Source organism: Acidovorax sp. LjRoot194 (genome assembly GCF_964253015.1).
Taxonomy (GTDB): domain Bacteria; phylum Pseudomonadota; class Gammaproteobacteria; order Burkholderiales; family Burkholderiaceae_C; genus Acidovorax.
This window is the reverse complement of sequence record NZ_CAXUQB020000002.1, coordinates 58685-73202: the sequence shown is the minus strand read 5'-3', so window position 1 is coordinate 73202 and position 14518 is coordinate 58685. Positions and strand designations below refer to the sequence as shown.

Genomic DNA, 14518 nt, shown 5'->3' with positions numbered 1-14518 from the left:
TTTGCCACGCAATTTCACCTCAATGGAATTCTTCGGGCATGTGCGATATATGACGCTGAAGGCAGGGACCATCGTCACCCTTGTACGTACAAGGGTGACATAGCCCATTCATCATTGGACGGAGCCTATGCCAGTTCTGCCATCGACCCTTGTACGTACAAGGGTCTGATGCAGAGCGGGTCCGAACACTTCCGAGTGTCTGCGAGTGAACCTTGTACGTACAAGGTTTTCGTGTCCAGCTGCCGTTTGATCGAATCACGATGGAGCGTAGGCAACGGCCCTTGTACGTACAAGGGCAGCACGGACATCGCCTACACAGGCGTCCGCCGAAGCGACGGAGGCCTGGGCCCTTGTACGTACAAGGGCGGGACAACCAGTAATCTATTTCATAGCAGGTCTGGCACTGACTCCTCTTTTACGCACGCGCGCTCCATTGCAAACGACTACGTTCGTGTATCCCTAGAAGGCGCGGACTTGGACCCTTGTACGTACAAGGGCGAGGACCCTCACAGCGTACTTCTTTCGCGCTGTTCAACTGACGTCTTTCGTACGTACAACTGGCGCGATAGCAAGACTCTCCCAAGCGAACGCCAACTCACTGTGGACGCCGACCCTTGTACGTACAAGGGCGTGATGAGCCGCACCCAAGGGCGCCTCTACGTTGCCCCCTTCGATCAAACCACGTTCGAAAGCCGTCTGCGAGACAAAGACATCGCGAGCGAGGAATCTGATCCTCTATTCCAGGCCCACATAGGCGCGGTGCGACTTTTGTTTGTTGAATTCCATTGCTCCAGAGTCGATGCAAATCAGCCTCTTGCGTGCATAGGGCGATTGATAGATTTTGCATGCACAGATGGCTTGGGCGCAGACCCTTGTACGTACAAGGGTGCACTGTTGGCGCGACCCTACCTGACTTTCGGCAATCCAACCGGTCCTTGTACGTACAAGGGTGGAGCGTTGGCACGGCCCTGCCTGACACCGAGCTATCTAACCTACCCTTGTACGTACAAGGGGGGGCTCAGTTTGACCTCGCCTAGTAAAAGATCAGTTCAAGTCGACTTTGCCAAGACTGAGACTGCCTTGTACGTACAAGGGTCTGGTCGAAGCATGGCGCCGGCAGCTCTCGACAGCGTGCACAGGAATTTACCAAGCAAGGCGCCCATCAGTTCCACGGGCCAAGCTGCCCCATCCGACCAGAGAGTCAAAAAGCAAGAACCCCGCTCCAAGCGGGGTTCTTGCTTTTGGGTTCGTCGATATAGGAGTGACCTCATGACCTAAGTAACCGGCCAATAAAAAACCCCGGTAGCGTCAACTACCGGGGTTATCAGCATCGAAGGATGCCCTGAGTTCCTACTGTTCACTGCTCGACCGACGTCAATCGGAAAAAGCAAGTAGTCCTCCACACAGAGCGAATAGTAGTTTTCTCCAGCGCATCCGTCAAGGAATTCGTGTCCCCTGGAGACTGCGATGGATAAGCTCGCCTATACAGAAGTACGGTACCCCTACGCGATTGTTCGCGCTTGCTCGGAACTACCGTACGCCCCGGCATTTGTCGAAATGCCAGATGGTTTTCTTAGAATTGTTTTAAAAATAGTTCAAAAGATTAATTTGCTGAATCCCTTCAGCGAAATCTTTGCGTCCCGTCAAACGCTCGCGGATGAATCGGGGAAGTCACTCGATTCAGTCCATAGAGCGATCAGCTGGCTTGAGAAACAAAACCTCATTGAACGAGAGCGCGTAGCTCGGGCAGGGCTACGCGGATCACGGTCGCCACTCGTTCCCACAAAGGCGATGCTGGTTGCACTCGGCTTGGTGGATGCACTGGGCAAGCCCACGGCTAAGCAAAGACTGCTTTCCGATAACAAGCTTGATACTGCACCCCAGCGGCCCACCAACCCCAATGCTGGTACCAGCTCTCATGAGAGGCGGACTACCACCTACCCAACGGACAGCACAGAGGTCGTTAACGGCTTTGACGGGGGGTACACAAGGGTGGGGAATGTTTCCCTGCCGAGTGACCTTCTGTGGCTCTGCGGGAGGGGTCTGTCGCCATTCGCTGTGCTAGGGCTCATGAAGCAAGCCAGAGCAGCAAGCCAACGTCTCTCCGACGTTGCCCATGGCGCCCATAAGTACCTCTTCAAACTTAAGGCTAACCAGCTGTACGCCTACATCAAGGCATTGCTCGTCAGCGGACGCGACTTTTCAGCAGGAATGCGTGAAGAACAAACCAAAGAGCAGGAAAACCGTGAACACGAGTATTTAGCTCAAAAATCTGAGATTTACGAAGGTAAAAGCTTTATTTCGAAAAAATCAGGGAAGGTTTTCCGAATCGAGTCCGGGGCCGTCAGGGAGACGGATGGACAGCGCTCATGTATGGCGCCATTCACCATCGGGTTCATTGAGGCGGTCGAGGCAGGCAAGCTCGTCCCGGTGGACGGCTAATCCCAGGACTCATGTGGCAATCCTGCGGCTTCTATATCTTCTTAAAACAATCTTACGAAATACATGCGCTGCAGCTTGTGGATAAGTCCCGAGAAGACAGAACACGGAGTGAATTTTGGATTTGCTAACAAAGTGTGGATCGTGCTGACATGACGATGGTTGAAAGCCGTGGCCTGCTGACGATAAGGTTTAAGCCAGCGTCAGCGAGTTTCGTGAAGCGTCATTTGCGGCACCAGGCAGTTTCAAACCAATCGAGTCCCCTGGAAACTAAACGGGGAGCGCCACGAAACACAACGCTCGCTTAAAGTCATTTCGAGCAGGATCTTGCTTTATCCATGTTTCATAGAAGGTACTACCCCAACACCTCGAATCACTGAAGGGCGACTAAAGAGCGAGTAGTAGTGGGGGGCGACAGAAGGGCGACTGCAGAGCGAAGAAAATAGCAGCGTTCCCCAGAGGGCTTCTGCGGGGCGACAAAAGCTTCCAAGCCCGTTGAAGGCCATGAGGACTGCTCCCTGCTGCCAGCGATGACGTCAAATCGCACGCTACTTTTTTGTTGCCTGTGCGGCGAGTCAGTCAGTTAGAGTTTTCTCGTGCCACGGCAAGATGGGAAGCTGGAGCATCCCCAAAAAGGTTGAGCACCATTTCGGGAAATGCGCTTCACCATAGCCCCCTTGCACGATGGGCAGACGGGCGATGTCGCGGATGGCTCGGGCCTCGATACCGCAGGCTCCGGTCGCCTTTTCGGAAGGCCTTCAAGCCGTGTACCTTGCGCTGAAGCGTCCTTGCCGCGTACATCCGCGATCATGGTCATCAGCTGTTGGCCATCGATCAAGACGACATTTCTCCCATGCGCAAAGTCCTTAGCAGCCGACGTGAACGTACCTGAGGTCACCACAAACGAACCAGCAGCACCGTGCGCTGCCATGACCCCAAAGATCTGACGAACAACGTCGACACCAACAGATAGAGATCGCCACTGCTTGCATTGGACAAGGTGGGCTTCGCCGCTCTTGGTGAGAACAAGATCGACTCCACCATCAGGTCCGCTACCGCCTAACTCCTTCACCTGGTAACCCTTGAGACGAAAGGCTTCGCCAACGAGCAGCTCGAATTCCTGCCAAGTGATCCCCTCAAGAGATCGCTGGCTTTCCGCTTGGCGCAGCAAGTTTCTGCGCTTCGCTCGTGCAAGGTAGGACAAGCCAGCAGAGGCGAGCAGCATGGAGGAAACGAGGACTTTGCCCACCGTCAGTAAGGCCAGGATTGCCGCCTTCCCAGCTTTTGCCGGCCCGTCTGCGCTCACTGCGTCGGAGTAGGCCAACGAGAAGTAGTGGAGGCACCAGAAAGAGCCGGCTGCGGCCAAAAGACAGATCCACCACGGGAGCAGCGCAAACACATCCAGGACGTCGCCGAAAGACCCTCTTGATGAGCGTTTTGATTTAGCCATGAGGAGTCTTGGATTTAATCGCGACAAAGTTTGAGCCGCGGGTGACTAGGATCTACGCCGTTGGCCACTGCCATCTCCCTGTAATTCGCGTGCAGGGCGTGACCACCGTCCGTCACGTCATCCATCGGTTCGCCGCGCACGGCTTTTAGCCGCACTGAGAGGTTGTGATCTGCCCCTCGCAGCAGGAAGCCGGCGCAGGTCGCTGGGCGTTTGGTGCCTGAGTCATGACAAGCAAACAGGTTGGTAGCCATGTCGTAGGCGGTGGTAGCTGAGTGGACAAATGCCTCTGGTGGGAATTCACCAGTTGCATCCACCCGCCACGGGCATTTTTCGCACGGTGTGCGACGGTAGCAGCCGCTACCTGATCCAGCCAACGTGACAACTTGGTGGTCAGGCCCTGCTTGAGTGACTGCTATCAGACGCGAAGGCGAATCAGGCGACTTGGCTGTAGTCCCGTTGCCTGGCTTTGTAGATTGAGCTGCCATGGATCAGTAGTCTTGGTTCTGAAGTGCCAGGAGTTCCGGCATTCATATGCGCGAGAGGATGGCAACGTCACAGACTTGCCGACAGCCAAGTGTCAGCGATGCGCGTTGAACATTGGCTCGGAAATCATGGCCAAGTAGTGTGATTGCAGCTCATCGGTACCGGGACGACCGCTAGCCCATGCCGTGAATGCTGCCAGATCGAAAGGGTAGAGCTTGAACTGTGTCGGGTATTCCGTCGCGAGGGACGCTGCCAGCGATTGCGCGGCCCGAAAGTGCTCCGGTTCTCGTTCGTCGATGGCCATCCAATCATCAATCGTTGCATGCCAAAACTCGTTGAGCGTGCAAGTGGGGTTGCTCACCATCATCTGTCGGGTCATAGCAAGCTGATGATTGCGCCAGTTGAAGAGGTTTTCCAGCTTCTTGATGACGTGATCCGGTGCAGCCTCTTGACCGGCCTCTATCGCCGCCCATTTCTCGGGCGTCATGTCGCTGAACATCGCAGAGGCTTCAGCGGGCTGCAAAAAAAGTACGGACCGGATGAGTTGAATACGCAGACCTGTATTGAGATGTGGTGTCTTCATGGCGGGGCTCCTTTGGGCAGTTCACAGAAATGACTGGGGCAAGTTCGTATTGCGTCGAGCACTACCGTCGAAAAACACGGGTTTTGCTCGCTTTACGGGAAATCAGCTCTAAAAAAATGACATGTGCGGATTGTTTTTGGACACTGGCCAAAAGCATTCCCAACCATGCAAACCAAATACTCATTCCCTAGTGCGACTGATGCAATCAGCATCGGATTTGTGGTTGCTCAGGTAAAGCGATATCAGGTCTACAAAGGTTGCTTCATCAACGGGTTCGACACCAGCGGCCGAGGGGCAAAGGGCTACTCATTCGGTCTGAGGGTCGAAGTGCCCGATGACTTCACTCCAAACTTCCTGGGTGTTCAGTCCGAGAAGATCTTCGGGCAAACCATTGCAGTTTCGGTTGGCTCCTATTCTTCAGCCGCGCCTAAAACGTCAACGGTCGTCATGTTCGAACCACAGGTGTTCAGAGCAGCCTTAGAGGAAGCACGATTCTGGGTTGACGTCTGGTTTCGGGCTCATCCGGAGGCCGCTGCGCTGGCGCTGGCGGCAATGCATGCGCACTGATTGCATCCCCCGCATCAGCAAAGCTCTATCGATTGAAGGCAGCAAAGTCTTCTTCCGTTTTGAACACCCGCAAGTAATTCGAGTTGTTGGTCGTCTGGAAATACCGGAAGAGGGTGCCTGGCTGGAAATTGGTGAGGTTCCTTGGAGCCGGGGCGAGCAGCTTCTTTTCTTCGCCGGTGGCGTAGTCGGTGTAGGTCACGTGCATGACGTCCTGGCTCTTCTCGATCAGATCGATGACGCCTACGACCAAGAAGGCCCCCTGCAGCGTATCGCTCTTAGTCGCCAAGCCGATCGTGTCAGTGGCTTTGACGTCGCGCGGTGGCTTGCCAATGCGGGCTTCTTTGATTCGCCCTTCGATGATGACTTTGTAGTCGTTGTCCGCGCGAGTCTTGCGGCCCATCTCGTTGAGTTGTTCCTGGGTCATCGTCCCGCATGCAGTCAGCCCTACGGCCACAGCAAGCATTGCAATCTTGATCAATTTCAGCATTCCAAACTCCTTTTTCGATGTGGCCAATCCTACATAATTTAAACACAACTTGCAATTGCCAATGCAATTACAGTTGCTTTAACGTCAATTACGAATTGCACAACTTTAAAACAAGGGAATTTTCATGTCGATTCTGAACAGCGCTTTGACTTTTGCCGCGATAAGCTTCGCGGTTGCCGTGGTGATGGAAACTGCAGATGGAGCTTCAGGTGCAGTGGACCGTGTCGTCGAGCGAGCCTCTACCACGCTGACTGCGACTGCTCAACACGCTTTGGATGTGGCATTGACGCATCTGCCTCCTGAACAGCAAGCGCCTCAACCGACTCGCGTGGCCGCGCATTAAGGGATGGAGATGCAATCCGTAACTACAGGATCTAGAGCGTGTTTGGCGTTGCTGCTTTGCCTTGGGCTGTCCGCTGGTAACGCAGCAGAAGGGTGGGGGGGCAAAGCCCAGCGGATGGCATCGGATGCGGGTGAGCAGTTGCGCAAGGTCCGAGAGCTGACAAGCCCTGGTGGCACTGTCGTTAACTCTAGGGGTTCGATTGAGGTTGCGTTCTCACCCAATCAGGGAGCCGAGGAGTTGGTCCTGCGTGTGATCGACAGCGCGCAGGGTGATTTGAGAGTGATGGCCTACTCTTTCACCAGCGCAAAGGTGACCGCTGCCCTGGTGAGAGCCGTTAAACGCGGTGTGCATGTCTATGTGCTGGCCGACAAGAAACAGAACCTGGGGGAAGGCAACACCTCAAAGTCCCGCTCTGCATTGGCCACCTTGCAGCTAGCGGGGGCTCAGGTCCGGGTGGTGGGCGCTTATCCGATCTTCCACGACAAGGTGATTTTGACCCCGAGAACCGTGCAGACTGGAAGCTTCAATTACAGCCAAGCAGCAGCTACGCGCAATTCGGAAAACGTCATCGTGCACTGGGACAATCCGGAGCTGGTAGCTGTGTACGCTGGGCACTTCGCAAGTAACTGGAAGCTGTCGGAGCCGTTCGAACCCGGCTATTAATTGCAAAATAATTGCATTGCTATACAATTGTTCGTGCAATCGAACAATTGATGAAATGCAATGACTCTGCGAATACCTAAAACTGCTTCAGATGCGGACCAGTTGATCTCCTATGAGCTCACATCGGGATCGGGCAAGCACCTCCGTCTAGTAGCGCAGAACGAGCAAAAAGCGATGCAGTGGCGCCGGGACATTGAAAATGCGGCCCTTTTGCGAGGGGTACCTTCTCGTTCTGGTTCTGTTCTTGTTCAGCCCCACTCGCCAGAGTCTATATCTCTCATCAAGCGGCTCAGTTCCGCCCAAAGAAAACGAGCGTATCTCTTCTTGAGAGACCACTGCCCATTGCCGTCAGTTTCTTGATGTTGCAGTTTATCTGCTGCATTTGAGCCCCAAATTATTCAACGTATGTAAAATGACGTTCGTCATTAATATTTTGAGGCTCACACCACATGGCAACTTATCAAGAGTTGATGAAGCAGAAGCAAGAGCTGGAAGCTCAGATTGCTGAAGCGCGCAAGAGTGAAGTAGGCGAGGCTATTGCAACTATTAAGAAGCTGTGCGCCGATTTTTCGTTGACAGAAAAAGACATTTTCGGCGGTAAAGCTGCAACGGGTGAATCTAAGTCATCCCGCAAGGGCAGTACCGTGGCTGCAAAGTACCGCGATCCGGCATCAGGCTCCACCTGGACTGGCCGTGGCAAAGCACCGCGCTGGATCGCAGGCGCTTCAGATCGTACGCAGTATCTGATCAATTCATAAAAGCGCTTCGTCGCTACAAAAGGCTTCCTGCGGGGAGCCTTTTTTTTGTCTAAGCGGAGTAGAGATGAAGGTGATAGGTCAAACGTCCACTTTTTGCTTGCTTTTCGGGGGGTGTTTGTCTGACTGTCGTGTTAAATAATTGCAGGGCTTGCACTACAGAGGCAAGAACAGCACCAATAGCCCCCAGGAAAGGCCCCCATGTACATGAGCAACGAGTTCAGCGAATCAGGATTTCTTGTCGCGAGAGCGAATACGAAAAGCGCCCAGGTTCAACTCATCCTCCATGGCCGGGGATTTGTGAAGGAGCATCACCCAGTGGTGGTGTTGATATATGCGGTGTTCGCTAGCTGCTTCTCAGCTTGGCTTGCGTTTGAGCTGAAAGATGGGAATTTCTCATCTCCGATGGCTCCTTTGGTCGGCATTTTGTCAATCGTATGCTTCGCCATGTTCTGGGCCAATGCCACTAGCTTGGCAAAGCCGGTGAAGGGAATGGAAGCGCTGCTCGTGAGTGACTTTGAATTCGCGGACGAGGCTAGGCACTTGATTGCAGTCCGGAAAAAGGCCAACTTGCCGGTTCGCGGTATCGATTTATGGCGTGCCCTGGTTGTTCATCTGCGGATCAGTGGATATCGCTAGCTTCATCCGCCTGTAATGCAGGCCATCTCAGACTCCCACTCGTCGGAATCCCGAGACACACAGGCAGTTGAGAGTTTTGTGCGCCCCCGCCAGTGTTTGAACCGTCGATATGCAAGATCCCAAAGATAAGTTCACCGTCGATATCCTTGGCAAGAAGCGCAGGGGCAGGCCCCCCACGGGTCGCGCACGAACTCCAGCCGAGCACAAGGCCGCTCAACGCGAGCGAGATCGGAACGCTGCTCCCAGTTCGATGACAGTCAGCGGCATCATGGAAGCCCTGGCCCGCGCCGTTAGAGAGAAGGACCTTTCACGTTTTGATGCGCTGACCCAAGAGCTGCGCACCCGCATGTGATTGAAGCGGCACGCCCATTGGCGATTGAGGACGCACCCATACTCACCCATCAGTACCGCGTCGACAGGTTTGAGGAGGTCGGATCTACGCTGCGAGTCGCAATGCACTGCGTTGCTTTTCCTTCGAAGTGCCCGCACTGCGGCGCAAAGATCGCCCCTTGGGGTAGCCAGCCCCAGAGGTTCCAAGACATACCTCGCCGTGGCAAAGCAGTCGAGCTTTTAGTGGAAGCCAAGCGCTACCGCTGCAAATCCGAGAGCTGTCGCAGAACCTTTACCCAGGATCTTCCAGCCATGTCGCCGCAGCGCATGCTGACGCAGCGGCTCGTCCGCTGGATAGGGGAGGCTGCGGTGGCCAGGCCCTTCGTGTCTATTGCAGCTGAGGTCGGCCTTCACGAGAAAACAGTTCGCTCTGTTTTCGACGAGCACATGCAGAACATTCGCGCGAAAGTTCGGATGAATGCCGGATCGTCGATGGCGATCCTTGCCGCGAAGGTCATGGGCAGTCGCAGGTATCTCATCCTGAACGCCGGCAGCAAGATGCTCGTCGATCTTGTGGAAGATCCGACCGCGGAAGCTCTCACTGATGCCCTGCAGTCGCTTGGCAAGGCCAAGGAAATTGCACACCTGAGCATTGACTTTGACCCGGTGGCTCACCAAGCAGCCACCCATTGTTTTCCGGCCGCGAGGGTGTTTATTGATCCCCTGGCAGTTCAGAGCTTGCTACGTGAGGGGCTGACGGCGATCCGTATCAGCGTACGCGCCCACTTGGAGCCTCGGCAGCTGCGCGGCATGCGCGGCGATTTGAAAGCCCTATTCACCCCGTACGATCAATTGAATGCATCCTCGCTGGTGCAATTGAAAGGGCTTCTGAGCCGCTACCCCGCACTGGCCGAGGCCCATGGCTTCACCAGGACAGTCATGGGCCTCTACGGGTCTACCAGCCCCGTCTGCGCGGAAGAGGCCAAAGCACGGATCGACCTCGCCTTGTCGCAACTGAGCCCCGAAGGCAGATCGTCCTTCCATGCCTTCGACCTTCAGTGGTCACATTGGCAGCTACAGATCCTCAATGCCTTCTCAACCGGTGCCCCACCACCTTTCATTTTGGGTGTCACTGACGGCGTGGAAATGGCGCGATTGCTGCAGCAACTTGGCCGTGAATATTCAATCTCGGCATTGCGGGCCAGATTGATGTGTCCTTCGGGCGTGCCGGCGTTCTCAATCTCTAGCCCCGGAATGGGTATCTCTCGGCTTCGGGACCAGGTTCTCAAGGCTCAGTGATGCAGGGCATAACGTGAAGAAAAATTTGCTGGCTCCACAACTAGAAATCGGATTTTGACGTTGCGCCTTACTTCCTATTCTTCTATGGTTCAGTTTTTGGACTGTCGAACGAATATGCGCCGCAAATACGATTCCAATTCATGCGATTCAGAAGCCGCCAAACTTGTCGTTTTTGACCTGCTGAAGCGGTCTGGATGGAGTGTCGGTAGCGCAGTCGACGAGCTGGTACGAGAATTTCCCGGTGCTGCTGGCGGGCACCGTGCGCACGTGTCCCTGCGGACGGCCACCGGCAATGGCCTGATTCTCTGTGCGAGCGTCAATCAAGGGGCGGATGATGCGCCGATGAAACAGGCTGCGGCATTGGAAATACCGGTCGCTGCATCGATCACTCAGCTGCAAGAGTCGGTATCGGGGTTCATCCGCGCGCTACTCAGGGCAGTAGGTCAGCTTATGGCAGTAGAACTGCTCAGCCGCAACAATAACGTCTTTCGCGCTCAGAAGACGTGCGAGGAGTGAGATAAAAAGTCTCTTTGAGAGTCAGGCATATGATGTAACTCCACGTGTCGCCGGGCGACGTACCGGAGAGAAAAGATGCCCTTTCAGACCGAATACTTTGTCATCCGCAGCATTCGAAGCACTCAAACGGGTTCCACAGTCAAACCCTTCGTTTGTAGCCTCAGGGGGGAAGAGATCGTGACCTGGGCACTGCAGGCGCTCGATGATCGCGACGACAAGGAAACACGAGCGAGACTTGAGCAGATTCCTTCCCCGTTCGCCCAGGTCAACGAGGCGGTAGCTATCCTGGGGCAGGACGGTGATTTTCAGGTGTTCCCTGTCACTGCGGCGGGGGCTGATGAGTTCGTACGGACAGCCCAAAAGATAGGTTTAGGTGACCAGGCCAAAGCACATTTACGGCGGTACATATGACCGAACATCCCCAGCGCTGCAAGCACCCCAAAGGGTGCTTTTTTTTTGCTAACCGATGTCGCAGATGAACCTTGTCTCCCGCGTGGCACACCACCCGTGCCTGCAATGAGATCCCCGCCCCCAAAGTCTGGGAGTCAACAGGCGAGGTTGAACGATGGCATTTCAGCTCCATCTGAGACAGAATGCACCTTCAAAGGAGAATTTATGCCTGTCATCATCACCCATAAAAAGCCTTTACGCGCCTCTGCGTTTGCGGGGGGAGGCAGCGCAGAGCCACGCAAAGTTAAGCCCCCACGCGTGAAGAAAAGTGTGATCGTCACCGATAGAAAGCAAATTTCTCGGCGGGATTCAGGTCATGCTGATCTGTACCTGAACGCATATCGTGCTCTGCCCTTGGAGTGGGTGCAAGTCGTCAAGTCGGGTGTGGAGCCCTCGCTTTTGGACCAAATCGCCGGCAACATGAAGGTCACGCAGGAAAAGCTGTTGGAAATTCTTGGTGTGCCACGGGCTACCTTCCATCGTTTTTCGAGCAAAAAGCTTCGTATGCCGCTTGAGTTGTCTTCGCGGGTCTACGGCATCACGAGGTTAATCGGCCAGGTGCAGGCGATGGTGGATGAATCAGGGGGGCAAGAGGGTTTTGATGCCGCCCAATGGGTCGCAAAATGGTTGGAGGAGCCAAGCCCGGCCTTGGGCGGTCGCAAGCCATCCGGGTACATGGACTCGGCCGAAGGGCAGCAGTTGGTATCGCGCCTGCTGTCACAGGCTCAAAGCGGTGCTTACGCATGACAGCTGTTTGGCGAATTGCGCAAGACACACAGGACTACACGGCCGACGACGCAACGGGTGAGGGTGCCCGGATTTCGGGTGGGCGCTGGAATAGCCAGGGCACGCCGGTTCTCTACACGGCTAGCTCTATCGCGCTGGCTTTGCTGGAGACTGTGGTCCATTTGCCAGGCGTGCCAGCCAATCGCTATCTAGTGAGATTGGATGTACCACCGGATGTGTGGAAGGCGAGGAAGAAGGACACCGCGGACAGTCTGCCTGTGGGGTGGGATGCGCTGCCGTTCGGAAAGGTCTCTCTGAACGCTGGGGACTCTTGGCTGAAGAGCGGCTCCAGCGCGGTCTATGCGATCCCCTCAGTTGTTGTGCCTGAAGAACTGAACATCCTCATCAATCCCAAACACCCAGACGCGAAAAAAATCACCGTGACGAAGGTGCGCAAATTTCTTTATGACGGTCGATTGTGGAAGATTTAACTTTCATGAATGAACATCTCGTAGATTGGCAGCGGCTGCACAACTACACCTACGAGGCAGCTGCAAAAGCCCTTGGGGTTAGCCGCGTTACTTTCTGGAGCTACCTCAAGCGCGAGAAGCTGCCCACGAGTGTTGCGCTTGCCTGCCATGGAGTCACGATTGGTCACTGCGTGCGCAACATTGGCGTTTGGCACCTACGGCATGGCCACACCTATGAAAGCGGCGCCAAGGCCCTGGGGGTTAGCCGTGCGACCTACGCCAGCTATCTCAAGGACCCCGACCGGGTGCCCCGCCTAGTGATGCTCGCATGTGCAGCTCTTGATGAGGGCCTTGAGCCCGCTCAGGCTGCGGCCGAGAGCGCTTTGGCGGGAGCTCTAAGCGGCACCGCCAGGGCAGGTGACTCGACTCAACCAGGTGGCAAAAGCACTTGACCATCAAGCGCCGCCCTCATGGAAGTTCGTAACGTCGCGTTTTTCCTTGCTTTTCAAGGGGTCTGCGAGCCTCAGCGTGTTGGGACAATTGAGTCATGAATGATCAGCGCCGCAGAGAGATCCAGACTCTGCTCGATGAGCTGATGGATCTACGTGATCGCCTTCAACAGATCCATGATGATGAAGTTGAAGCGTTCGAAAACATGCCCGAGTCGCTTCAGTCTGCTCAGAACGGTCAGGCCAGCGAAGAAGCGGCGTCCGCGCTGGATGCGGCGCTTGATTGCTTCGAAGAAATAGCAACCTCGCTTCTCGAAGCGAAAGGAGAGAACTGATGTCCACCCCTTATTGCGATCAGCCTAAAGAATGCTCCTGCGAGGGTACTAAATCAAACGCTGATGCACAGCTCAAGGTTGAGGCATATATGTACTTTCCAACCTGGATTTTTGCGGTGGCGGTTGGCGTTGCCCTCGCATTGACGGGGTTTGTGGGATATGCGCTCTATGAGCTGCCGTTTGAACTGCACATCGCGTATGTGTTGGTTGCTCTATGTGCTATCGCGGCTGCAGGAATTTTTCATTTCTGCTCGATGTTGGTACGTGCTCGGTTCGCCCCAGTCAACGACTGGGGCATCGAGATCATGAAAAGCTTCCGTTTCAACAGGCCCGGCGAGGACCATTTAAGAAGTGTTGTTGCGCAGCGCGGCGCTGTCCGCACCATAGACCTGGAGAAGGCTCTGCGTCTGCACTTCGAGCATGAAGGGGCTATGGAGCAAGAAGCGCTCAACCAGCGCCGGAACGATGCGGCCAGCCGCTTCACTGGTCAGGCATAGGTAGGAAGCGAGCATGACCAAGGCACGCGAAGCAACGAGGAACGCAGTCCGAAAGCTCAGCGAACCGCAACATCTCCTGGTGAGCAAGATACGCGAAGGTGCAACGTTGCAGCACCACAGCGACACCGGCCTCTTCAGATTGCGCGATGGCGTCACCACGCGGTCGGTTCCCCCAGCAACCGTTGAGTCGCTCCTGCGAAACGGTGTGCTGCAAAAGTCGCTTGCAGGTGTTTGCGGCCTTGCCTGAATGGGGGGACCCGTGGCGTCAACAGAAATTCCATCGTCGGCCGACATGAACGACCCGAAGGGGCTCATTCCCGCTGGGCAGATACTGCCTGCCACGGCTGAGAATCGCATGCGCATCGAACAGCGGTGGGAGGGCCTCAAGGACCGGGTGGAAGCCAAGGTACGGACACTCCATGGCCGTGATCGAAACCCTGAATTGAGAATGGTGGACCAGGCACAACGCGCTGGAAACGCTACCAAGCGAGTCACTTGGCTACGCAAGGCCGCAGACTACTTTGCTGATGGCGCGAAGCATCTTGCTGCATGCGGTAAAGGCTGTGCGCACTGCTGCCATATCACCGTGATGGTTTCCCGAACCGAAGCCCAGGTGATCGCCAAGGAGACAGGCGCAGCGCTCAACCCGAGCGCGGGCAGATTCACGATGAACAGCTCCGACGTTCAAGAGGCGCTGCAGACCGCCACGGCAGCGTATTTTGGTAAGCCGTGCACCTTCCTGAAGGGCGATCAGTGCGGCGTTTACGGCTCAAGGCCCCTTCAGTGCCGGCTGCTGATCAACCTGGACGAAGACCCCCTGTTGTGCCAGCTCATTGAGGGCGGGGAAACGAATGTTCCCTATCTGAACGCTACCGATCACCATGTAGGAGCCGTCGTCGCCTTGGGACCTCACCAGGAGTACGCCGACATTCGCGAGTGGTTCCCGGTGGGGCTGGGAGACGTCCACAGCAAGACCGATGGGACAGTGCTCGGTGATCCCGCCCGGGTCAATACCAATGGCTGCGGCGGAGACTAAG

Annotated in this window: 21 protein-coding genes and 1 pseudogene; 18 read left to right on the top strand and 4 right to left on the bottom strand. The window is 55.4% G+C overall.

The features are described 5' to 3' along the window. Positions 1-1467: 1467 nt before the first annotated feature. Positions 1468-2442, top strand: a complete 975-nt coding sequence (locus tag ACSQ3N_RS26675; RefSeq protein ID WP_436137152.1) for a hypothetical protein — start codon at positions 1468-1470, stop codon at positions 2440-2442. Between the two features lie 580 nt (positions 2443-3022). On the opposite strand, the gene ACSQ3N_RS26670 is transcribed toward ACSQ3N_RS26675, so the two are convergent. The 3 genes from ACSQ3N_RS26670 to ACSQ3N_RS26660 all read right to left on the bottom strand — a co-directional run bounded on the left by ACSQ3N_RS26670 (position 3023) and on the right by ACSQ3N_RS26660 (position 4955). Beyond that, positions 3023-3889 (bottom strand): restriction endonuclease, encoded by an 867-nt coding sequence (locus ACSQ3N_RS26670; RefSeq protein ID WP_436137151.1) that lies wholly within the window; start codon positions 3887-3889, stop codon positions 3023-3025. Positions 3890-3903: 14 nt separating this feature from the next. Then, on the bottom strand, positions 3904-4374 hold the full coding sequence (locus ACSQ3N_RS26665; RefSeq protein WP_436137150.1) for a DUF6283 family protein: 471 nt from the start codon (positions 4372-4374) through the stop codon (positions 3904-3906). A gap of 92 nt (positions 4375-4466) precedes the next feature. Next, positions 4467-4955: an Aca2/YdiL-like domain-containing protein gene (locus tag ACSQ3N_RS26660; RefSeq protein ID WP_436137149.1), complete on the bottom strand. Its 489-nt coding sequence runs from the start codon at positions 4953-4955 to the stop codon at positions 4467-4469. Between the two features lie 165 nt (positions 4956-5120). Here ACSQ3N_RS26660 and ACSQ3N_RS26655 point away from each other — a divergent pair, with 165 nt between their 5' ends. Beyond that, positions 5121-5522 carry a hypothetical protein gene (locus ACSQ3N_RS26655; RefSeq protein WP_436137148.1) on the top strand — a complete coding sequence of 134 codons (402 nt, stop codon included), beginning with the start codon at positions 5121-5123 and terminating at the stop codon, positions 5520-5522. A gap of 25 nt (positions 5523-5547) precedes the next feature. Here ACSQ3N_RS26655 and ACSQ3N_RS26650 read toward each other — a convergent pair whose 3' ends face one another. Then, complete coding sequence (locus tag ACSQ3N_RS26650; RefSeq protein WP_436137147.1) at positions 5548-6009, bottom strand: hypothetical protein; 462 nt, start codon at positions 6007-6009, stop codon at positions 5548-5550. Between the two features lie 124 nt (positions 6010-6133). Between ACSQ3N_RS26650 and ACSQ3N_RS26645 the strand changes: the two genes are divergently transcribed. The 16 genes and pseudogenes from ACSQ3N_RS26645 (at position 6134) to ACSQ3N_RS26570 (ending at position 14517) form a co-directional block, all read left to right on the top strand. Then, positions 6134-6352, top strand: coding sequence for a hypothetical protein (locus ACSQ3N_RS26645; RefSeq protein WP_436137146.1), 219 nt, complete (start codon positions 6134-6136; stop codon positions 6350-6352). Positions 6353-6394: 42 nt separating this feature from the next. Continuing rightward, positions 6395-7015: a phospholipase D family protein gene (locus tag ACSQ3N_RS26640; RefSeq protein WP_436137145.1), complete on the top strand. Its 621-nt coding sequence runs from the start codon at positions 6395-6397 to the stop codon at positions 7013-7015. Positions 7016-7464: 449 nt separating this feature from the next. Beyond that, a complete protein-coding gene (locus tag ACSQ3N_RS26635; RefSeq protein WP_436137144.1) occupies positions 7465-7773 on the top strand; it encodes an H-NS histone family protein in 309 nt (102 codons plus the stop codon). A gap of 198 nt (positions 7774-7971) precedes the next feature. Next, complete coding sequence (locus ACSQ3N_RS26630; RefSeq protein WP_436137143.1) at positions 7972-8409, top strand: hypothetical protein; 438 nt, start codon at positions 7972-7974, stop codon at positions 8407-8409. 109 nt (positions 8410-8518) lie between these two features. After that, the gene (locus ACSQ3N_RS26625) at positions 8519-8761 is read left to right on the top strand and encodes a hypothetical protein (RefSeq protein ID WP_436137142.1); all 243 of its coding nucleotides are present in this window, start codon (positions 8519-8521) and stop codon (positions 8759-8761) included. Positions 8762-8862: 101 nt separating this feature from the next. Continuing rightward, positions 8863-9000 (top strand): annotated as a pseudogene (locus ACSQ3N_RS26620) (hypothetical protein); the annotation flags it as partial. Between the two features lie 51 nt (positions 9001-9051). Then, positions 9052-10038: a transposase gene (locus ACSQ3N_RS26615; protein ID WP_436137281.1), complete on the top strand. Its 987-nt coding sequence runs from the start codon at positions 9052-9054 to the stop codon at positions 10036-10038. Positions 10039-10152: 114 nt separating this feature from the next. Continuing rightward, positions 10153-10554, top strand: a complete 402-nt coding sequence (locus tag ACSQ3N_RS26610; RefSeq protein WP_436137141.1) for a hypothetical protein — start codon at positions 10153-10155, stop codon at positions 10552-10554. Positions 10555-10629: 75 nt separating this feature from the next. Then, positions 10630-10965: a hypothetical protein gene (locus tag ACSQ3N_RS26605; protein ID WP_436137140.1), complete on the top strand. Its 336-nt coding sequence runs from the start codon at positions 10630-10632 to the stop codon at positions 10963-10965. Between the two features lie 204 nt (positions 10966-11169). After that, a complete protein-coding gene (locus tag ACSQ3N_RS26600; RefSeq protein ID WP_436137139.1) occupies positions 11170-11751 on the top strand; it encodes an antitoxin Xre/MbcA/ParS toxin-binding domain-containing protein in 582 nt (193 codons plus the stop codon). Further along, the gene (locus ACSQ3N_RS26595) at positions 11748-12221 is read left to right on the top strand and encodes an RES family NAD+ phosphorylase (RefSeq protein WP_436137138.1); all 474 of its coding nucleotides are present in this window, start codon (positions 11748-11750) and stop codon (positions 12219-12221) included. The genes ACSQ3N_RS26600 and ACSQ3N_RS26595 overlap by 4 nt, the downstream gene beginning before the upstream one ends. A 5-nt stretch (positions 12222-12226) precedes the next feature. Further along, positions 12227-12652, top strand: coding sequence for a hypothetical protein (locus ACSQ3N_RS26590; protein WP_436137137.1), 426 nt, complete (start codon positions 12227-12229; stop codon positions 12650-12652). A gap of 95 nt (positions 12653-12747) precedes the next feature. Beyond that, the gene (locus ACSQ3N_RS26585; RefSeq protein WP_436137136.1) at positions 12748-12984 is read left to right on the top strand and encodes a hypothetical protein; all 237 of its coding nucleotides are present in this window, start codon (positions 12748-12750) and stop codon (positions 12982-12984) included. After that, positions 12984-13481, top strand: coding sequence for a hypothetical protein (locus ACSQ3N_RS26580; RefSeq protein ID WP_436137135.1), 498 nt, complete (start codon positions 12984-12986; stop codon positions 13479-13481). Before ACSQ3N_RS26585 ends, ACSQ3N_RS26580 begins: the two co-directional genes overlap by 1 nt. Positions 13482-13494: 13 nt before the next feature. After that, on the top strand, positions 13495-13728 hold the full coding sequence (locus ACSQ3N_RS26575; RefSeq protein WP_436137134.1) for a hypothetical protein: 234 nt from the start codon (positions 13495-13497) through the stop codon (positions 13726-13728). Between the two features lie 108 nt (positions 13729-13836). Continuing rightward, positions 13837-14517 carry a YkgJ family cysteine cluster protein gene (locus tag ACSQ3N_RS26570; RefSeq protein WP_436137133.1) on the top strand — a complete coding sequence of 227 codons (681 nt, stop codon included), beginning with the start codon at positions 13837-13839 and terminating at the stop codon, positions 14515-14517. The last annotated feature ends 1 nt before the right edge of the window (position 14518 follow it).